The organism is Salinivibrio sp. IB868 (assembly GCF_001995655.1).
GTDB lineage: Bacteria > Pseudomonadota > Gammaproteobacteria > Enterobacterales > Vibrionaceae > Salinivibrio > Salinivibrio siamensis.
On record NZ_MUEW01000008.1, the window covers coordinates 1 to 19315 of the forward strand.

Below are 19315 nucleotides of genomic sequence, written 5' to 3' on the forward strand. Positions count from 1 at the left end.
TACTCACCCGTCCGCCGCTCGACGTCCAGTAAATCCACCGAAGCTTCAATACTGCCGTTTCCGCTCGACTTGCATGTGTTAGGCCTGCCGCCAGCGTTCAATCTGAGCCATGATCAAACTCTTCAATTTAAGTTTTGGTGTTTGCTTTCCCAAAAGGAAAGACAAACGGCTCGATAAATACTGTTTTGTTCGTCTCTTACGAGACAAACGAATTGACTGTGCTGAACAACTATTAAAGTTGTCGTTTGGTCACTCAGTTCATCGAATAAATCTTTTTGTCTATTCTCAACGAGTGCCCACACAGATTGCATAGGTCAAATTGTTAAAGAGCGCCGCTCAATCTTGAGCGGGAGTGGCATTTTACGCCACCTCGGCAATGAGTCAAGCGTTTTGTTTTGCTCGTTTGTTTTGCCGTTGTTAGCGCGGTTTGCCGTGCCAACGAGAAGCGAATTATAGAGGGTAGATTTTTGGATGCAAGCGTTTTTGTTCAAAAAAATCTAACCGAGCAAATAATCGCCAACTCACTCTATAAAGACAGCTTTTTAGCGGCGAGAGATTAACGTGGGTATATCCGCGATCGAATTAACCACCTCAGTGGCTAATGCGACGCCCTGCTCGGTGATAGGTTTACCAGAGCGAACAAGAAAACGCGTAGTAATGCCCGCAGCCTCTGCCGCTATCATGTCATCTGCTTTATCTCCCACCATGACAGAGTGGACGAGGTCGATATTGAGCTCTTTCGCTGCATCTAGAAGCATTCCAGGCTTAGGCTTGCGACACTCACACTCGATGCGGTATTTCCCGCTTCCTTCGCTGGGATGATGGGGGCAGTAGTATATCCCATCAAAATCGACACCTTTGTCAGCAAAGTTCCAGTCCATCCATTCAGTCAATTGCAAAAAATCTTGCTCAGTGTAGTAACCTCTCGCGATACCGGCTTGGTTGGTCACGAGGACGAGTAAATAGCCTCTTTCTTTCAGCGCCCTACATGCGTCGAACACGCCCTCAATATATTCAAAGCTATCGATACTAGACACATAACCGTGATCGACATTAACGACACCATCACGATCGATAAAAACGGCTGGAAGACTCACGCGTTGTTCCCCTCGGTAAATAATGTTGGGATTATGTCACGCCCAAGACTGACTTGCATCCATACTCCCCTCTTCTATCACATGCTAAAGTATACCCACTTTATTTTCGGTTTATTTGATTATGTGTTCCCAGTTTTCTATCACGCCGATTGGCACACTTCATTCTCCTTTTAAAGAGAAATTTGCGGTACCTCGTCAACCTGGGTTAGCGCCTAACGCACTCGCTTATCTTTACTTGCAGGGGGATGCCAATCAGATCGACGCCGTGCGAGGCATTGAACAATACTCCCACCTTTGGTTACTTTTTCTTTTTGATCAGAACCTAGATAGGGGATGGCGCCCTACCGTCCGTCCACCTCGACTGGGGGGGAATGAGAGAATGGGTGTGTTTGCTAGCCGAGCTACATTTCGTCCTAATGGCATTGGTATGTCAGCCGTAGAGCTGGTTGATGTCACTCAAGATAGCGGGCAAGTCATCTTGGTATTACGAGGGTGTGATCTTGTTGACCAAACTCCGATTGTCGATATTAAGCCATATATTCCTTACTCTGACAGTATTGCCGACGCCCAAGGCGGATTTGCTCAAACCAAACCTACTCCGCTCGATGTTCATTTCTCTGACCGAGCCTTATTGGCCTTATCTCCATACCCTCAGCAAGCATACTATCAAAGCGTGATTGCTGAAGTCTTAGCGCAAGATCCACGCCCGGCTTACAGAAAAGGTCAACCGGATAATCGCCGCTATGCGGTTCACCTGTTCGACTTTAACGTCACGTTTTACGTTCAAAACGAGCAAATCGAAGTGGCTTCCATAGAAGCTTTTGTCGAAACTCCCCCACGCTGTTAATATGCTTGAACTTATTGATCGCCAATATCAACGGATAACTTTACATGCGTACCAGTCAATATCTGCTTTCTACTTTGAAAGAAACCCCTAGCGACGCAGAAATTGTCAGCCATCAGCTGATGCTGCGCGCGGGTATGATTCGAAAACTCGCTTCAGGCCTTTATACTTGGCTCCCCACAGGTGTTCGCGTCCTTCAACATGTTGAGCGTATTGTCCGCGAAGAGATGAATCGTGCCGGTGCCGTCGAAACCATGATGCCTGTCGTGCAACCAGCAGATTTATGGCAAGAAACGGGACGTTGGGAAAAATTTGGCCCTGAGTTACTGCGTATCGCTGACCGCCATCAACGCGATTTTGTCTTGGGTCCTACGCATGAAGAAGTGATTACGCACTTGGCGCGTAACGAAATTAATTCTTACAAGCAACTGCCGCTCAACCTGTATCAAATCCAAACCAAATTCCGTGACGAAGTACGCCCACGTTTTGGCGTCATGCGCTCTCGCGAATTTACCATGAAGGATGCCTACAGTTTCGATATTGATAAAGCAGGCATGGAGCAGAGCTACGAAAAGATGCGTGCCGCTTACTGCGCCATCTTTGACCGTATGGGATTAGACTATCGCGCGGTGCTGGCTGATACCGGCGCAATTGGTGGTTCCGCCTCACACGAGTTCCATGTTTTGGCAGACAGTGGTGAAGACCTGATTGCTTTCTCGACTGAGTCTGAATACGCAGCGAATCTCGAAAAAGCTGAAGCGCTCGCGCCCAAAGATCAGGCTGATGCGCCAACCCAAGCGATGGAATTGGTCGATACGCCAAATGCAAAAACCATCGCTGAACTGGTTGAGCAGTTTGATCTTCCCATTGAAAAAACGGTGAAGACGCTTTTCGTCAAAGCGTCTGAACAGGTCGAGTCTGATCTTATCGCGCTAATCATCCGTGGTGATCATGAACTCAACGAAGTGAAAGCAGAAAACCTACCAGAGGTTGCCGCCCCGCTGACTTTCGCCACCGAAGAAGAGATACGTGCACTTGTCGGTGCCGGTCCTGGCTCTTTGGGCCCGGTAAACCTACCCGCACCTTTCATCGTTGATCGCAGTGTTGCAGTGATGAGTGACTTTGGTGCCGGTGCAAATACCGACGACAAACACTACTTCGGAATAAATTGGGAACGCGATGTACAGCTGGGTCAAGTCGCCGACCTGCGCAATGTCATTGAAGGCGATCCTAGCCCTTGTGGTAACGGCACATTGATGTTTAAGCGTGGCATCGAAGTGGGCCATATCTTCCAGCTGGGCAATAATTACTCACAAAAGATGAATGCAGGCGTGCTAGGCCAAGATGGTAAGAACGCCTTGTTAGAAATGGGCTGTTACGGTATTGGTATTACGCGTGTTGTGGCTGCAGCCATTGAGCAAAACCATGACCAAAACGGAATTATATGGCCTGACGCTATCGCGCCTTTCAAGGTGGCCATTGTCCCCATGAACATGCACAAATCTGAACGTGTGCGTGAAGCGGCTGAAAAGCTATACGCCGATCTCTCAGCGGCAGGTATCGATGTACTCTTTGACGACCGTAAAGAGCGTCCAGGTGTAATGTTCTCTGATATTGAGCTTGTCGGCGTGCCTCACACGGTAGTGATTGGTGAACGCAGCATGGACAACGGTGTATTCGAATATAAACACCGTCGAGAGGGCGAAAAAGTGCCTTTTGCTATCGACGATGCACTGACGTTTATTCAATCCAAGCTTAGCTAAGCCGGAACTGACAGTACCATTTTAATGCCCCGCTCTGCGGGGCATTTTATATTAGCTAATGTTGCATCAGCTAATCGTCTCAAGCGCTTTTTGGTATGCCTTTTCAGCAAAATCCCAGTTGACTACTTGCCACCAAGCATTGACATAATCTGGCCGCTTATTCTGATAACTAAGATAATAAGCATGCTCCCACACATCGCAACCTAGCAGAGGCTCCCCTTTCACCTCAGCAACATCCATCAATGGATTGTCTTGATTAGGTGTCGATGTAATCGCAAGCTGTCCATCTTCTTTCACCACCAGCCACGCAAAGCCTGAACCAAACTGACCAATGGCCGCCTGACTAAAGGCCTCTTTAAACGCATCAAGTGAGCCGTACGTCGCTACAATGGCATCGTAGAGCGGCCCTTCTGGTGCCCCCTTAGGGTTAGGTGTCATTGATTGCCAGTACACCAAATGATTGTAATAACCACCGCCATTATTACGGATGGCAGCAGGCAGCGTTGAAATCTCAGCAAACAAAGCCTCAAGCGATTCACCATTACGCGCCGTCTCTTCGATCGCCGCAACAAATTTATCGTAATAGGTTTTGTGGTGACGCTGATGATGAATGCGCATCGTCGCCTCATCAATGTGGGGCGCTAGCGCATCGTAGGCATAAGGAAGATCCGGAAAAGGATAAGTCATAGTGTCACTCCATTGATGATTAAGACACCACCAGCCTAGATCGAATTGATAACAATTTTCAACCTAATTATCATTAATGATATTTAGGGTCTGTGATATACCGCCGCGCGTGAGATAAAAGAGCATCTATAATCAAACTGTTAGCGCGGTAATAATGGTAGCCCTATGTCAAAAAACAAACCTAAAATTGCCTTGGTACTCACCGGCGGCGGCGCACGAGCGGCTTATCAAGTGGGTGTCTTATCGGCCATCGCTCACTGGTATCCGCGTGTGCACACGAGTCCATTTACCATTTATTGCGGCACATCCGCCGGTGCTATCAACGCGGTATCTTTGGCAAGCTATGCGTCATGTTTTCGACTAGGCGTCAAAAAATTGTCTTGGCTATGGCATCGGTTGAACACCTCTCGGGTGCTCGCCAGTCAGCCCAGTGCACTTATCGGCCATCTTTTGTCGCAAACCGGGCAACGCTTTCAATCTCACTACCAGCCCACTCAGCCTTTCGGGTTGCTCAATAACCGGCCATTAAGAGAGTTACTGAATCAAACGATCAGCTTTAACAAGCTTAACTATCAATTACTGGCTGGGCATTTGAATGGCTTGTCTGTCACGGCCTCAAACTACCAAACGGGGCAATCGGTGAGCTTCTTTCAAGGCGCATCACATATCAAACCATGGGAAAGAGCCCGTGCAGTGGGAAAACGAAGTCAAATTTCCACCGAACACTTACTGGCCTCTTCTGCCATTCCTTTCATTTTTCCCGCCTCCAGGATTGGTCACGAATTTTATGGTGATGGCGCCATTCACCAAATTTCCCCGTTGCGTCCCGCTGTCAAAATGGACGCGGAGCGGATTTTAATTCTGGATCTGACCACAGGGATACGGCGGCCTGAACAAATTAAACACACCGCGCCAGGTTTAGCGATGCTCGGCGGTCATTTAATGAATGCGATCTTTGCCGATACGCTCTCGGCAGACTTAGAGCATTTACAACGGCTTAATCATGTTGCCAGCGCTTTATCTCCCGACCAAAAAGAGCGTCTAGGGCTGCGCCACATTGATGTTCTCCACCTTCGGCCTTCAGAGCCATTTGAACCCATGGCGAACCGCTACTACAGCCATATGCCACTCGCATTGCGCAGCTTGCTTAAACTTTTGGGGATTAATGCCAGTCAAGATGCCACCTTTGCCAGTTATCTATTATTTGAGCCGGCATACCTTCGCCAGTTGATTGACATTGGTTACCGTGATGCACACAATCACCAGTCTGAGATCCTTTCTTTATTGACAGATTAGTTACTTTAAAACAGTATCCTCACTCGCATCCACCCATCGCCATTCGCAAAAATATATAGACTGGCACGATACCTGCTTCATAGATTGAAACCGACGTTGTTACTGAGTAGTTGATCACGCATGAATGCCTCGCACATCAAACAATATACAAACTCTGATCGCGCCCCGCGGATTGTCCCGCTCGGTGCCGATCAACGTTTGTTGTTGTTACAAAAGCTGCAAGGCCACCTTGATATCAAAGTGTTGTTTGAAGTGTATGCGCGTGAACTAGAAAAGCAGATCGATATTGGGCGAATTATTTGGGAGCATGATGATATCTCCAACATCATTCGTCGTGGCGCACAACACACATTTCGTCAGACGTTTTCCATCAAGTTCAATAAGCAGCCATTGGGTGTGTTGCAATACTCTACCCCTTACAAGCTCGACCCAGATGAAATCAGCTTGCTCCATACCTATCACAAGCTGCTCGCCGGCCCGCTGAATAATGCCGTTGAATATACGCGAGTGAAAAACATGGCATTGCTCGATGGCCTCACTGGCCTACATAACCGCACCAGCTTTGAACAAGACCTTCAGCATGCCGTCGCAGTCTGTGAACGGGAAAATATTGGTCTGGTCATGGTGATGTTCGATATGGACAACTTCAAACAAGTCAACGATACCTATGGCCATTTGGATGGTGATAAGGTACTACGTCGTTTTTCATTGCTGGTCAAAGAAGCCGTGCGTGGCAGCGATCGTTGTTATCGACTCGGTGGCGATGAGTTTGCCGTTATCTTGCAACCTGCCAGTAAGAGCTCAGTGAAACACGTGACCTCACGAGTGAAGAGCTTAGTTAGCCAAGATCATTTGTTATCAAGTCACCAGATCAGCGCGTCAGTGGGTTTCTCTGTCTATCGACAAGGTGATAATAACTTGTCGCTCTATGAGCGCGCCGACCAAAGTATGTACCGGCAAAAACGCGCACGTTAGCGCTTTCCTCTCCCTAACGAGATTGGGTATAGTGATCCTCATCATTACTTGAGGAGAACACCATGAAAATAGCAGACTGCTGTGACTTAATTCGCCAACGCTATGCAGAAATTGGCAGTGGCGAACAAGGCTATATACCGGCGGCGATCCATTGCGCATTAAAAGCCCTCAACGATATTGCACAAGACACTGAGATCCAGCAAGCGCGTCGAGAGCAAGCCGCATTTGCCGCGGCCAACTTGTTGATCAGCGATCACGAGGACTAAGATGGATTTAAACAATTACGCCACCATGGACCCTGTCATGCTGATGAGCATCGTCAATATGAAACTACGTGACGAGTTTGACAGCTTAGAGGATCTGGTTCGTTATTATGATATCGACAAAGCCGTGTTGTGCACGCGGCTCGAAGAAGCAGGCTTTACGTATATCGAAGACGCCAACCAATTTCGCTAAGCCCATACCTACGGAAAAAGCGGACACATGGTCCGCTTTTTGTCTGCATTGACTTTCCCAGTACGCTTGTTAACCCAACGAAACCCAAAGGACGGTTGCCACTAAGACAGGACAAACGAACTTGACGTAGACAGGCCATACCTTCCAAAACATCCCCTGCTCAATATCCTCGTACCCTTCACGCAAGGCTGACAATTTGCGGTCACGCGACCAAATCCACCCACCAAACAAGCAGAATAGCAAGGCAGCAAAAGGCTGGAAGTACTGTGTTGCCACTTTCGCTACAAGTCCAAATAAAGTGCCAAAATGAAACACGATAACGGCACTGAATGCAGCAATCAGTCCACCCAGTACCCAACTGGTGATTTTACGGCTTGAGCCTAACCGTTCACTGGCGAGCGCGACCGGGCACTCGAGCATCGAGATAGAAGAAGTCAGCGCCGCAATGGTCATCAACAAGAAAAAGACCAAAGAGACATAAGGCCCTGCAGCGCCCAAGCTTTCAAACAACAAAGGTAACACGGTAAATACCAGTGTATCGGCACTCAGCAAGCTGCCATCTTGAGCATAGATTTCGACGCCCTGATTCATCGCCACGAACATCGCGGGCAGAACCACTAGACCGGCAATGACTGCCACCGCGGTATCTACCAGCGTGACACTCAATGCCATCTTAGGCAGGTTTTCTTTCTGACTCAGGTAAGAGCCGTAGATCAGCATCGAACATCCACCAATGGTCAACGAGAAGAAGCCTTGCCCCATCGCTGCCAAGAGCAGATCTCTGTCCATGATCTTGGAGAAGTCAGGAATAAGGTAGTGCTTTAAACCCTCTGTCGCCCCAGGTAACGTCATGATGTAGAGGAACATCGCGGCAAACAGCACGAATAACGCTGGCATCAAACGGGTTGACCAACGCTCAATACCTTGTTTCACACCTGCTTGCACAATAAAGATCGTCAACACATAAAAGAGGATGGCGCCAAACAAGTTACGTGAAGCCGAGAAGCCTTTTAACCATGCTGCCACGTCGGTAAAGTGCAAGATCTCTGCAACCGCGGCGAGGAGGAATGACACTAACCAGCCTCCAACAATGCTATAGAACGCCAGCACCATACAAGGAACGGCCAGTCCCACTAAACCCACACCGCTTCCTAAGCGCTTCATCAAAGGATTATCACTCAGTGCACGCATGCTATCCAGTGGATTCGCACGCCCATGACGGCCAATCGCCATTTCCACCACCAGCATGGGAAATGCAACCAGCAAAATCATCAACAAGTAGACGAGTAAAAAGGCGCCTCCGCCATTACTGGCCGCTTGAGTGGGAAATCCCCAAATATTACCCAGTCCAACTGCAGCACCTGCTGCAGCAAGAACAAAGCCAATCCTAGTACCAAATAATTCGCGACTTGATGCCATTACTGCTTACCTTATGTATCATTAGACTAGTACATTAAGTAATTCGTCACGATTAAGCAAGACAAGATAGCCTAACTGCTCAATTAATCATCACCAGCTCAGTGTTCTGATCTCATCCAGCTCGCCCGACGTTTGCTCTGGCACCTTGTGAGCGATGTTCAGTGAGCAAATCGCACAGGTGACAAGGAGACTAAGACTCTTGCTGCCAAATAAGCCGCCATTGTTTACCGCTCGCGGTCTGGCTAACATACCTATCGGCAATGGCCACCACTGTCTCGCCATCGCAAATAATCGGTTGGCGTCGGCGCAACCAGCTGGGGATCCCCGCTTCTTGGTAAAGTTTTTTCAGCTTTCGACGCCCTTGTCGGCCAGCAGGATGAATCGATAAGCCACGAGGGTTAAAGTGTACATGCAGTGCCCGCGACGCGAGATCTCCCAGCGCGAGTCCTTTCGCTGTCGACGAATAAGGCAGTAAGTATAAGGTACCCAGTCCATCTGGCAGCACTAACGGCGATTCTGACGTCAATGTGCCCTGCCATTGAGATAAATCTGCATAAGGCATCACGATATAAAGCTGTTGCTGGAAGCGGCGAATGCTCACCGTTCCCACGCTCAAGCTTGGGTTGGCATCCGATTTAGCGTTGATGACATCTGAGAGCAATGCCTGTAACTGTGCTTGCGTTAAGGTAATACTGTGACGCTTTAGCCAATGGCGCAGCATGGCCTGCGTGAGTGCTAAATCGTCTTGTGGTAATGCGGTAATAGGCAGGCTACCTGCTTCTGTCTCCGCCTGTGTCACCATAGGCTCAATCAAACGTGCCAATAACGAAGCTTGTTCGGCACACAGAAGTTGGGTCCGTTGTACCGCTTTACGAAACCCTGGCCAGCGCGTATCCGCTTGCGGTAACCAGTGCTGACGCAAAAAATTGCGATCAAATCGCGTGTCTTGGTTGCTCGGATCGTCTACCCAATCGAGTTGATGTTGGCGCGCATACGCCTCGAGGCTCGCCCGTGATTGCGTCAAAAAAGGACGCACCAGATAGCCTTGCCCGAGAGCTCGCACCGCTGGCATCCCTGCTAAACCTTCCAAACCACTGCCGCGTTTTAGCGCGAGGAAAAAGGTTTCAACCTGATCATCGCTATGCTGAGCGGTTAACACCAGTCCATTGGGCTCAAGCAGGTGCGCGATGGCCTGATACCTTGCTTGTCTTGCCGCATGTTCCACACTGAGCGACGTATCCAATCTTACCCTTTCCACGCAACAGCGAAATCCGGCGTTGTCCGCCCACGTTTGGCACTGTTCCGCCCATCTATCTGCGTCGGGATGCAAACCGTGATGAACATGAACCACAAGGTAATCATGTTGGGGGTGCTGGTCGCGATACTGCGTTAATAATTCAAGCAACACGCGAGAGTCTAACCCGCCACTGAGCGCTAGCACCACCTGTCGCGGTGCCGATGTCAGCGGGGCTAATGTGTCACTCAGTTGATGGTAAAGCATAGCCATTCATCATTGATATAATGTGTCATTGTTACTGCCCTTTACGTAAAAGAAAAGGGCCCGCAGGCCCTTTATCGCAGTTCATTCCATCACGATTAGCAGTAACCGTAATTGAGCAAGCGCTGATAGCGGCGATCCCGCAAGCTTTCGATATCAAGACTGTCTAAATCGCTTAGCTGGGTAAGCAGCGTTTGCTTAATGCTCTCAGCCATCGCGTTAATGTCGCGGTGTGCGCCCCCCAGTGGCTCAGTGATCACACTGTCAATCAAGCCAAGCTCTTTGAGGCGTGGGGCGGTTATCCCCATCGCATCAGCCGCTTGCGGCGCTTTTGCAGCATCACGCCACAAAATAGATGCACAACCCTCGGGGGAGATCACCGAGTAGGTGGAGTACTGCAGCATATTGACATAGTCACCCACGCCAATCGCCAACGCGCCACCTGAACCACCTTCACCGACCACATTACAAATTACCGGCACGGTTAGGCCCGCCATTTCTTTGAGGTTACGTGCAATCGCCTCTGATTGGCCTCGCTCCTCGGCACCGACACCTGGGTAAGCGCCTGCGGTATCGATAAAGGTAATCACCGGCATATTAAAACGCTCGGCCATTTTCATCAGACGCAGCGCTTTTCGATAGCCCTCAGGCTTGGGCATACCAAAGTTACGCTTAACCTTTTCATTGGTGTCTCGTCCTTTTTGATGACCAATCACCATCACTGGACGCCCTTCTAATCGCGCCATTCCTCCCACCAATGCTTTATCGTCAGCATAGGCGCGGTCGCCAGCCAATTCATCAAATTCATGGAAAATGCGATCCAGATAGTCGTAGGTATAAGGACGTTGAGGATGACGCGCCAGTTGTGCCACCTGCCATGCGCCTAAATCACCAAAAATCTTTCGCGTCAGCTCAAGGCTTTTTGTTTCCAGTTGCTCAATTTCTTTATCTAAGTTAACCGCGTCTTCTCCACCCCGCTTAGAGACAGCGCGAAGGGCCTCAATTTTGGCTTCTAGTTCTGCGATAGGTTGTTCAAACTCTAAAAAATTAAGACTCATACCAAGAGAATCCTATTGGTCACCGCCAGTGTACGCGTTACGTCACCAGCCTGGCTTAGTTAAACTCTAATTCGACCTGCTCGTTACCGAGCAAGCCTTTCAAGGTGTCGATTAATTCATCGGTTGGCGTTACGCGCCACTCTGCGCCTAAGCGTAACCGCGCGCGCGCATCGTCGCGCTGATAGTAAAGATTCACAGGAACGGTACCGGATCGGTAGGGTGCCAGTGCATCATGAAACCGTTCAAAAAAGGGCGCATCGACCTGCTCAGATGTCATCGATATCCCTAAACAACGCGCATATTTTTCCCGCGCCTGACTAATGTCCATCACTTCACGGGCGGTCATTTTAAGCCCCCCGTTGAAGTCATCAAAGCTGACCTGTCCTGAGACCACTAAAATTCGATCTTTCTCCACTAAATCGAGATATTTGTCGAGCACATCAGAGAAAAGCATCACTTCCATACGCCCTGAGCGATCGTCTAGTGTGAGGATCCCTAATCGAGACCCTCGTTTAGTGGTCATCACCCGAGCTGCGATCACTAATCCTGCCACCGTCGACACCACATCGCGTTTCGTTGCATGAGCATCCTCGAGCCGCCACGTGATATAGTTTTTTAGCTCTTTGCGGTAACTGTTGATCGGATGACCGGTCAGATACAAGCCCAGTGTTTCCCGCTCCCCTTCTAACCATACTTTATCTGGCCACGGGTTGGCATGCGCATAGGCATGCTCGACTTCTTCGGGGGCATCGGTCAACACCCCAAACATATCGGTTTGCCCGTAGGCTTCCGCTTGGTGATGTTGGCTCGCAGCACGAATAGCTTCATCGACCGAGGCCATCATCGCCGCACGATGAGGGCCGAGTTTGTCCATGGCACCAGCGCGGATCAGGCGCTCTATCACGCGCTTATTGACTTTTTTGGTATCAATGCGGGCGCAAAAATCAAACAAGTCGCGGAAATAACCGTCTTGCTCTCGCGCGGCGACAATGGTGTCGATAGGGCCTTCACCGACCCCTTTTATCGCCCCAATACCGTAAACAATTTCCCCTTGTTCATTGACGGTGAAATGGTGCAGTCCCGCATTCACATCCGGCGGTAACACCGTCAACTTCATTCGCCGACACTCCTCGACCAAGCCAACCACTTTATCGGTGTTATCCATATCCGCGGTCATTACCGCCGCCATGAACTCCGCCGGGTAGTGAGCTTTCAACCACAAGGTTTGGTAAGAGACCAGCGCGTATGCGGCTGAGTGCGACTTGTTAAAGCCATAGCCGGCGAACTTTTCTACCAAGTCAAAGATCCGCATTGCCAGCTCGCCATCAATGCCGTTGGCAATCGCCCCTTTTTCAAAGATGTCTCGCTGCTTGGCCATTTCTTCTGGCTTTTTCTTACCCATTGCCCGGCGCAACAAGTCCGCCCCACCCAAGGTGTAGCCTGCGAGTGTCTGAGCAATCTGCATCACCTGCTCTTGATAGAGAATGATGCCATAGGTCGGCTCAAGCGTTTCTTTCAACGAGTCGTGTTGCCATTTTTCATCCGGGTAAGACACGACTTCACGGCCATGCTTACGGTCGATAAAGTTATCCACCATCCCAGATTGCAATGGCCCAGGCCGGAACAAGGCCACCAATGCGATCATGTCTTCAAAGCAGTCAGGCTGAAGGCGCTTAATCAGCTCTTTCATGCCACGTGATTCAAGCTGGAATACCGCAGTCGTCTCTGCCTTACGCAGCATCTCGAATGACGCTTGGTCCGCCATGGGAATCGCGGCGATATCAATAGGATCTTTCCCTTGACGCTGTAAGCGCGGATTTATCATCCCCAGCGCCCAGTCGATGATGGTCAGCGTCCGCAGACCCAAGAAGTCAAACTTAACGAGACCGGCGGTTTCAACGTCGTTTTTATCAAACTGCGTGACCGGATGATGCCCTTCACTGTCGCAATAAAGGGGGGCGAAATCGGTGATCGTGGTGGGTGATATCACCACCCCGCCCGCGTGCTTACCCGCATTTCGGGTTACCCCTTCAAGCATCCGCGCCATGTCAATCAGCGCTTTGACTTCCTCATCGTTGTTATAAACCTCGACCAGCTGAGGTTCGGCGTCGAAGGCTTTCTCGAGGGTCATACCTGGGTCTGGTGGCACCAGCTTGGAAATCCTGTCCACAAAACCATAAGGATGGCCCAACACACGGCCCACATCGCGGATCACGGCTTTCGCAGCCATGGTACCGAAAGTAATGATCTGAGATACCGCATCACGGCCATACATTTCAGCGACGTGATCGATCACCAGATCCCGCTTGTCCATGCAGAAGTCGACGTCGAAGTCAGGCATAGAGACGCGTTCGGGGTTCAAAAAGCGCTCGAACAGAAGATCAAACTGTAGCGGGTCGAGATCGGTGATTTTTAGGGCGTACGCCACCAAAGAGCCAGCCCCTGAGCCGCGTCCTGGGCCCACGGGGATATCATTATCTTTTGACCATTGGATAAACTCCATGACGATCAAAAAGTAGCCGGGAAACCCCATTTGGTTGATGACCCCAAGCTCGCGCTCTAGCCGAGCATCATAGTCGGGGCGTCGGCGCGTTCTTTCCGCTTCGTCAGGAAAGAGAAAAGCGAGACGTTCTTCCAAGCCTTCTTGTGAGCGCTTAACCAAATATTGATCAATTTCCATTCCCTCAGTCGGGAAGTTAGGCAAAAAGTACTCATTCAGCCGCACCGGGACGTTACATCGCTTGGCGATTTCTACGCTATTGGTCAGTGCCTCGGGAATATCCGCGAAGAGCTCACACATCTCTTGCTCGGTACGCAAATACTGTTCGGCGCTGTATTTCTTGGGACGGCGAGGATCATCGAGAGTGAAACCATCATGAATCGCAACTCGGATCTCATGCGCATCAAACTCCTCAGATGAAATGAAGCAGACTTCATTGGTCGCCACCACAGGCAAGTCATGCTCGGTCGCGAAATCAACCGCAAAATGGAGATACACTTCTTCATCTTGCCGCCCGGTGCGCACCAGCTCCATGTAGTAGGCATCGGGAAAATAGGTTTGATAGAAACGGGCGCATTCCTTAGCCAGTGTTTGATTGCCTTTGAGTAAGGCTTTCCCCAAGTCGCCGCGGCAGCCGCCAGACAACACAATCAATCCTTGTGCATGCTCAACCAACCACTGCTGATCGATCACTGGGCGGTGCTGAATATGGCCTCGGAGGTAGGCCTTGGAGATCAGCAAGGTCAAGTTCTTGTAGCCGGCTTTATCGGTCGCCAACAAGGTAAGCTGGCAAAGCTCCTCGCCAAAGGCGTCAGACTGGACCAGAAAGTCAGCGCCGATAATCGGCTTAACACCAACGTTATTGGCCGTGTTGTAGAATTTGACCAACCCACAAAGGTTACTGAAATCGGTCAGCGCCATGGCGGGCATGCCCATTTCCGCCACTTTTTTTACCAGTGGCGGCACTTTGGACAACCCATCTACCATGGAAAAGTCACTGTGGATGCGTAAATGGACAAAACGTGGCTCAGACATACGGCTCGTTACTTAACGGTAATAGGGCTGGAATTCGCCGCACGCACTAGTCAATGCCCAGTGCGCGCTTAACAGGTTTAAAACTTTTACGATGCATTGGCAGAGCGCCATGCTCGGCCAACGCCGCCATGTGGACCTTGGTGGGATAGCCTTTGTGTTGAGCAAACCCATAGTTCGGGTAAGCGGCATCCAACATGGCCATTTCATGATCGCGATCGACTTTCGCCAAGATCGAGGCGGCACTAATTTCTGCTACCCGCAGGTCACCTTTTACCACGGCCTGTGCCGGCATCGGCAAGGATGGTACCCGGTTGCCATCAATTAATGCGTAATCAGGGGTGACCGATAAGCCATCAATCGCACGCTGCATCGCCAGCATGGTCGCATTTAAGATATTCAGCGAATCGATTTCATCAGGCTCTGCGCGCCCCACTGACCAAGCCAATGCTTTTTGTTTGATTTGATCATAAAGCGCGAGCCGTTTTTTCTCGCTCAACTTTTTCGAGTCCGTTAGACCCGCAATAGGCTGAGCCGGATCGAGAATCACCGCGGCAGTGACCACGGCACCGACCAAGGGCCCACGTCCGACTTCGTCGACCCCCGCGATAAGCTGTGCGTCAGGGTAGTGAAAAGGGTGTTCAGTCATGGCTATCTAATAAATTTAATACGGCATTGGCTGCAGACGTATCCGCATCTTTGCGGATGGTGTGATGCAACTCAGTAAAGGTGGTCAACAATGCCTGGTTATCACTGTCTAATTGCGCACTGACCGCGTCAGCCAGTGCGCCTGGCTCACACTCTTCTTGCAGCAGTTCCGGCACTAAAGGCGCGTCAGCGAGAATATTGGGTAAGGAAACATACTGCGTTTTAAGCAGGCGTTTGGCAAGCCATGCCGTGACCGGCTTGACCTTGTATCCCACCACCATCGGGCGTTTAAGTAACATGCACTCTAACGCTACGGTGCCAGAAGCGAGCAGCACCGAGTCGGCGGCGCTAATCACTTGGCGTGCCGTATCATCAACCAGGGTAAATGAAAGCTCTGGCGCGATCGCTTGCCAAGCCTGCTCAAATTGCTGTCGCCGGGTTTCATTAACGAGCGCGACCACAAACCCCAAGTCCGGATATCGCGCCGCTAGTTGCTGACACGCTTGTAAAAACGGCGGAGCTAACATCGACATTTCACTGCCACGGCTGCCAGGCAGCACTGCTAACCAACGTTTTTGGCTATCTAACCCAAGAGCACTCTGCGCGGCGAGTTTGTCCACCTGCATCGGAATGCTATCGGCCATGGTATGGCCAACAAACGCACAAGGCACATTAAACCTATCGTAAAACGCTTTCTCGAAGGGCAAAAAAGCCAGAACCAGATCAGTGGCTGCAGCAATCTTAAAAATCCGCTTTTGCCGCCATGCCCACACTGATGGGCTGACATAGTGAACGGTTTTGATCCCCGCTTTTTTTAATGATGCCTCGAGACGTAAATTAAAATCTGGGGCATCGATACCAATGAACACATCCGGCGGATTGACGGTAAAATGCTTGACCAACGCCGTTTTTACTTTCAGCAAACGTGGCAGTCGTCCTAGCACTTCCACCAGCCCCATCACAGAAAGCTCTTCCATATCGAACAAGCTGTGACAGCCTTGAGCCATCATTCTTGGGCCACCGATACCGACAAACTCAACATTAGGGTGTTGAGCTCGCATCGCTTTGATCAGGCCTTCACCTAAAACATCGCCGGAGATTTCTCCGGCGACGATTCCAACGCGTAATGGACGTTCACTCGGTAACATTAACGAATAACGCCTCGCGTCGAACGCTCAAAGAAGTCAATGAAAAGAGCCAGCGCCGGCTCGCTCTCGGCTTGCTCTGCAAGCTCTTTTTTCACTTCTTCCAACGTTTTACCGGAGCGGTACATATTTTTATATACCGCCCGAATGGCGCGAATCGCTGATTTTTCAAACCCGCGTCGCTTCAGGCCTTCCACATTAATACCAAATGGCGCGCAATGATTGCCCTGTGCCATCACATAAGGGGGGACGTCTTGAACCACAATCGAGCCACCGCCGAGCATGGCGTGGCTGCCAATCACACAGAACTGGTGAATGGCTGACATGCCACCGACAATCGCATAATCATCGACATGAACGTGGCCCGCTAAGGTAGCGTTGTTGGCAAAAATACAATGATTACCGACCACACAATCATGGGCGACGTGGGCATTAATCATAAACAGGTTGTCGCTGCCAACTTTGGTTTCGCCTTTATCTTGGACCGTACCACGGTGCATCGTCACGCTTTCACGAATGGTGTTACGATCACCGATTTCTAGCGTGGTTGGCTCCCCAGCATATTTAAGATCTTGGCACGCTTCACCAATGGAAGCGAATTGATAAATGCGATTGTCTGCGCCGATACGGGTCGGGCCTTTGATCACAACATGTGTCATCACCTCGGTACCTGTACCGATTTCAACCCCTTCGCCAATATAAGAAAAAGCGCCGATTTTTACGTTTTCGCCCAATACGACGCCGTCTTCGACAACCGCAGTGGGGTGAATGTAAGCCGTTTCGTGGATCACAATTAGATCTCTCTTCTTGCGCACTTCAGTTCCGCCGAGCAGACAACCTCGCCGTCTACTTTCGCCACCCCATTAAAGGCCGCAATACCTCGACGCTCTTTAATAAATTCCACCTCAAGCACCAATTGGTCACCCGGTGAGACCGGACGGCGGAATTTCGCATTATCAATGCTTGCAAAGTAGTATAGCTCGTTGTCTTTCGGCTTACCGAAGGTCTTAAACGCCAACAAGCCTGTTGCTTGCGCCATGGCCTCTAAAATGAGTACGCCTGGGAAAACAGGCAATTGCGGGAAATGACCCGTAAATTGAGGCTCATTGACAGTGATGTTTTTAATCGCGTGAAGGTATTGCCCTTCTTCAAAATCGATAACGCGATCAATCAACAAAAAAGGATAGCGGTGTGGTAACAGCTCTTTGATTTCGTTGATATGTAGAACTTTGTTTTCGCGAGTCAAGGTAGTATTCCCGTTCAAATCCAATACTGACTTCATTAACGCAAAACGGCCCGCGTTGCTAAGGCGGGCCTGTCATCTCGGCGTTAATCTTGTTTTTCGAGCTGATTTTCCAGCTCTTTGAGCCGCTTGTGCATCTCATCAATTTTGAGTACACGCGCGGCAGTCTTCCGCCACTCGCGGTTGGGCTGCAACGGAATGCCGGACGAATACATGCCCGGCTCAGTGATTGGCCGCATCACCATCGCCATTCCCGTGATGGTCACGTTATCTGTGATTTCCATATGGCCATTAAACACGCTGGCGCCACCAATGATGCAGTGTTTACCTACCTTGAGGCTGCCTGCCATGACAGTCGCGCCGGCGATTGCCGTGTTCTCACCGATCGACACATTATGCGCAATCTGACACTGGTTGTCGATAATCACCCCATCGGCAATTTCGGTATCATCCAGTGCGCCCCGGTCAATGGTGGTGCACGCACCAATTTCGACCCGATCCCCAATCACAACGCGGCCAAGCTGAGGGATTTTAACCCACTTGCCTTTGTCATTGGCATAGCCAAAGCCGTCCGCACCGATCACGGTACCCGCTTGAATCAAGCAGTCTTGCCCTATCACTACCTCATGATAAAGGGTGACATTCGCCCAAAGCTTGGTCCGAGCGCCCACCTTTGTCCCTTTGCCGACAAAGCAACCCGCACCGATTTGCACACCATCACCAATGAGCGCGCCGGATTCAATCACCGCATTCGGTCCAATCGCCACACCTTCTCCCAACACTGCATCATCGGCCACCACCGCGGATGGGGCAATGTCGGTGGCGCAAGCTGGCGTCGAGTCGAGAATTTGCGCGACGTGGGCATAAGCCAAGTAGGGGTCTGACACCACCAAGGCGTTGCCTTGGCAGTACGATAGGTCGCCCTCTTTTAGCATCACAGCGCTGGCGCGGCAGAGTGCCAAATTTTTACGGTATTTAGGGCTGGATAAGAAGGTGATTTGCCCTTCTCCCGCTGAATTCATCCCTGCAAGCGAGGTTATCGTTACAGCGCCATCTCCGTGGAGCTGTGCATCCAGTTTATCCGCTAATTCAGCGAGAGTAATCGAAACCATGGGCTCCTCGACTGTTATTTAACTGCGTTGATCACTTTTTCAGACAAGTCATCACTTGGGTTGGCGTATAAAACGGCATTGGCGTCAATCACCATGTCGTAGCCTTCTTGCTCAGCCACTTGATCGACCGCTGTCTTCAGCTTTTTGACCAGTTTAGACTCTTCTTGACCACCACGCTTGCGTTGATCTTCTTGTAACGCTTTCACTTTCAGCTTGTAATCGGACTCCATTGATTGGAGTTTACGCTGAAGCGTTACGCGCTCGTCTTCACTCATCAACTCACCATTACGCTTGAGCTTTTCCACGCCTTCAGAGAGCTTCTCTTTCAAGCGCTCAATTTCGGCCACTCGGTCTTTAAACTCACCGCGTAGCTTCTCATTGAGGTTGTTTTTCTTCGCCAATTGCGACATCACGGCCCCGGTTGATACATAGCCCACCTTCTGTGCAGCATCAGCCGCTGATGCGTACATGGACGTCGTCAATACCGCGACACTCAGTCCCGCTGCTTTCAAAAATGATTTCACAATAGTCTCCTTTCTGAT

At 50.3% G+C, this 19315-nt stretch carries 18 protein-coding genes and 1 rRNA gene; 6 read left to right on the plus strand and 13 right to left on the minus strand.

Annotation, left to right across the window (positions count from 1 at the left end):
• Window positions 1-129, minus strand: a 16S ribosomal RNA gene (locus BZG20_RS09660); the annotation flags it as partial.
• A gap of 413 nt (window positions 130-542) precedes the next feature.
• Window positions 543-1097, minus strand: a complete 555-nt coding sequence (gmhB, locus tag BZG20_RS09665) for a D-glycero-beta-D-manno-heptose 1,7-bisphosphate 7-phosphatase (RefSeq protein WP_077578852.1) — start codon at window positions 1095-1097, stop codon at window positions 543-545.
• A 121-nt stretch (window positions 1098-1218) separates the two neighbouring features.
• On the opposite strand from gmhB, the gene tsaA reads away from it, so the two are divergent.
• Both tsaA and BZG20_RS09675 read left to right on the plus strand, forming a co-directional pair.
• On the plus strand, window positions 1219-1944 hold the full coding sequence (gene tsaA / locus BZG20_RS09670; protein WP_046074199.1) for a tRNA (N6-threonylcarbamoyladenosine(37)-N6)-methyltransferase TrmO: 726 nt from the start codon (window positions 1219-1221) through the stop codon (window positions 1942-1944).
• A 44-nt stretch (window positions 1945-1988) separates the two neighbouring features.
• Window positions 1989-3704, plus strand: coding sequence for a proline--tRNA ligase (locus tag BZG20_RS09675; protein ID WP_077578853.1), 1716 nt, complete (start codon window positions 1989-1991; stop codon window positions 3702-3704).
• A gap of 66 nt (window positions 3705-3770) precedes the next feature.
• Here the strand turns inward: BZG20_RS09675 and BZG20_RS09680 are convergent, their stop codons facing one another.
• Window positions 3771-4391 carry a superoxide dismutase gene (locus BZG20_RS09680; protein WP_077578854.1) on the minus strand — a complete coding sequence of 207 codons (621 nt, stop codon included), beginning with the start codon at window positions 4389-4391 and terminating at the stop codon, window positions 3771-3773.
• A gap of 165 nt (window positions 4392-4556) precedes the next feature.
• On the opposite strand from BZG20_RS09680, the gene BZG20_RS09685 reads away from it, so the two are divergent.
• The 4 genes from BZG20_RS09685 to BZG20_RS09700 all read left to right on the plus strand — a co-directional run bounded on the left by BZG20_RS09685 (window position 4557) and on the right by BZG20_RS09700 (window position 7118).
• The gene (locus BZG20_RS09685; protein ID WP_077578856.1) at window positions 4557-5687 is read left to right on the plus strand and encodes a patatin-like phospholipase family protein; all 1131 of its coding nucleotides are present in this window, start codon (window positions 4557-4559) and stop codon (window positions 5685-5687) included.
• Window positions 5688-5807: 120 nt separating this feature from the next.
• Window positions 5808-6662 carry a GGDEF domain-containing protein gene (locus BZG20_RS09690; protein WP_077578858.1) on the plus strand — a complete coding sequence of 285 codons (855 nt, stop codon included), beginning with the start codon at window positions 5808-5810 and terminating at the stop codon, window positions 6660-6662.
• Between the two features lie 62 nt (window positions 6663-6724).
• Complete coding sequence (locus BZG20_RS09695) at window positions 6725-6928, plus strand: YaeP family protein (protein WP_046074194.1); 204 nt, start codon at window positions 6725-6727, stop codon at window positions 6926-6928.
• Window position 6929: 1 nt separating this feature from the next.
• The gene (locus tag BZG20_RS09700; RefSeq protein WP_046074193.1) at window positions 6930-7118 is read left to right on the plus strand and encodes a DUF4250 domain-containing protein; all 189 of its coding nucleotides are present in this window, start codon (window positions 6930-6932) and stop codon (window positions 7116-7118) included.
• 69 nt (window positions 7119-7187) lie between these two features.
• Here BZG20_RS09700 and BZG20_RS09705 read toward each other — a convergent pair whose 3' ends face one another.
• The 10 genes from BZG20_RS09705 to BZG20_RS09750 form a co-directional block, all read right to left on the minus strand.
• Window positions 7188-8537 carry a sodium-dependent transporter gene (locus tag BZG20_RS09705; protein ID WP_046074192.1) on the minus strand — a complete coding sequence of 450 codons (1350 nt, stop codon included), beginning with the start codon at window positions 8535-8537 and terminating at the stop codon, window positions 7188-7190.
• 190 nt (window positions 8538-8727) lie between these two features.
• Window positions 8728-10038 (minus strand): tRNA lysidine(34) synthetase TilS, encoded by a 1311-nt coding sequence (gene tilS, locus BZG20_RS09710; protein WP_108743411.1) that lies wholly within the window; start codon window positions 10036-10038, stop codon window positions 8728-8730.
• 95 nt (window positions 10039-10133) lie between these two features.
• Entirely contained in the window at window positions 10134-11093 is a 960-nt protein-coding gene (gene accA / locus BZG20_RS09715) for an acetyl-CoA carboxylase carboxyl transferase subunit alpha (RefSeq protein ID WP_077578861.1), read from the minus strand.
• A gap of 55 nt (window positions 11094-11148) precedes the next feature.
• The gene (gene dnaE, locus BZG20_RS09720) at window positions 11149-14628 is read right to left on the minus strand and encodes a DNA polymerase III subunit alpha (protein WP_077578863.1); all 3480 of its coding nucleotides are present in this window, start codon (window positions 14626-14628) and stop codon (window positions 11149-11151) included.
• Window positions 14629-14674: 46 nt separating this feature from the next.
• Window positions 14675-15274: a ribonuclease HII gene (gene rnhB / locus BZG20_RS09725; protein ID WP_046074188.1), complete on the minus strand. Its 600-nt coding sequence runs from the start codon at window positions 15272-15274 to the stop codon at window positions 14675-14677.
• Entirely contained in the window at window positions 15267-16421 is a 1155-nt protein-coding gene (lpxB, locus tag BZG20_RS09730; RefSeq protein ID WP_077578865.1) for a lipid-A-disaccharide synthase, read from the minus strand. The genes rnhB and lpxB overlap by 8 nt, the downstream gene beginning before the upstream one ends.
• Complete coding sequence (gene lpxA / locus BZG20_RS09735; RefSeq protein WP_046074186.1) at window positions 16421-17209, minus strand: acyl-ACP--UDP-N-acetylglucosamine O-acyltransferase; 789 nt, start codon at window positions 17207-17209, stop codon at window positions 16421-16423. The genes lpxB and lpxA overlap by 1 nt, the downstream gene beginning before the upstream one ends.
• Window positions 17210-17211: 2 nt before the next feature.
• Window positions 17212-17664: a 3-hydroxyacyl-ACP dehydratase FabZ gene (gene fabZ / locus BZG20_RS09740; protein ID WP_046074224.1), complete on the minus strand. Its 453-nt coding sequence runs from the start codon at window positions 17662-17664 to the stop codon at window positions 17212-17214.
• An 83-nt stretch (window positions 17665-17747) separates the two neighbouring features.
• The gene (gene lpxD, locus BZG20_RS09745) at window positions 17748-18773 is read right to left on the minus strand and encodes a UDP-3-O-(3-hydroxymyristoyl)glucosamine N-acyltransferase (RefSeq protein ID WP_046074185.1); all 1026 of its coding nucleotides are present in this window, start codon (window positions 18771-18773) and stop codon (window positions 17748-17750) included.
• Between the two features lie 14 nt (window positions 18774-18787).
• Window positions 18788-19297, minus strand: a complete 510-nt coding sequence (locus BZG20_RS09750; RefSeq protein WP_046074184.1) for an OmpH family outer membrane protein — start codon at window positions 19295-19297, stop codon at window positions 18788-18790.
• Between the last annotated feature and the right edge of the window lie 18 nt (window positions 19298-19315).

Bases quoted from the DNA above. Each gene is read 5' to 3' on its own strand.
- BZG20_RS09700 (WP_046074193.1), top strand. From the start codon at position 6,930: ATGGATTTAAACAATTACGCCACCATGGACCCTGTCATGCTGATGAGC.
- tsaA (WP_046074199.1), top strand. From the start codon at position 1,219: ATGTGTTCCCAGTTTTCTATCACGCCGATTGGCACACTTCATTCTCCT.
- rnhB (WP_046074188.1), bottom strand. From the start codon at position 15,274: ATGACTGAACACCCTTTTCACTACCCTGACGCACAGCTTATCGCGGGG.
- tilS (WP_108743411.1), bottom strand. From the start codon at position 10,038: ATGCTTTACCATCAACTGAGTGACACATTAGCCCCGCTGACATCGGCA.
- BZG20_RS09695 (WP_046074194.1), top strand. From the start codon at position 6,725: ATGAAAATAGCAGACTGCTGTGACTTAATTCGCCAACGCTATGCAGAA.
- BZG20_RS09675 (WP_077578853.1), top strand. From the start codon at position 1,989: ATGCGTACCAGTCAATATCTGCTTTCTACTTTGAAAGAAACCCCTAGC.
- accA (WP_077578861.1), bottom strand. From the start codon at position 11,093: ATGAGTCTTAATTTTTTAGAGTTTGAACAACCTATCGCAGAACTAGAA.
- dnaE (WP_077578863.1), bottom strand. From the start codon at position 14,628: ATGTCTGAGCCACGTTTTGTCCATTTACGCATCCACAGTGACTTTTCC.
- BZG20_RS09680 (WP_077578854.1), bottom strand. From the start codon at position 4,391: ATGACTTATCCTTTTCCGGATCTTCCTTATGCCTACGATGCGCTAGCG.
- BZG20_RS09705 (WP_046074192.1), bottom strand. From the start codon at position 8,537: ATGGCATCAAGTCGCGAATTATTTGGTACTAGGATTGGCTTTGTTCTT.
- BZG20_RS09685 (WP_077578856.1), top strand. From the start codon at position 4,557: ATGTCAAAAAACAAACCTAAAATTGCCTTGGTACTCACCGGCGGCGGC.
- lpxB (WP_077578865.1), bottom strand. From the start codon at position 16,421: ATGTTACCGAGTGAACGTCCATTACGCGTTGGAATCGTCGCCGGAGAA.
- BZG20_RS09690 (WP_077578858.1), top strand. From the start codon at position 5,808: ATGAATGCCTCGCACATCAAACAATATACAAACTCTGATCGCGCCCCG.
- lpxD (WP_046074185.1), bottom strand. From the start codon at position 18,773: ATGGTTTCGATTACTCTCGCTGAATTAGCGGATAAACTGGATGCACAG.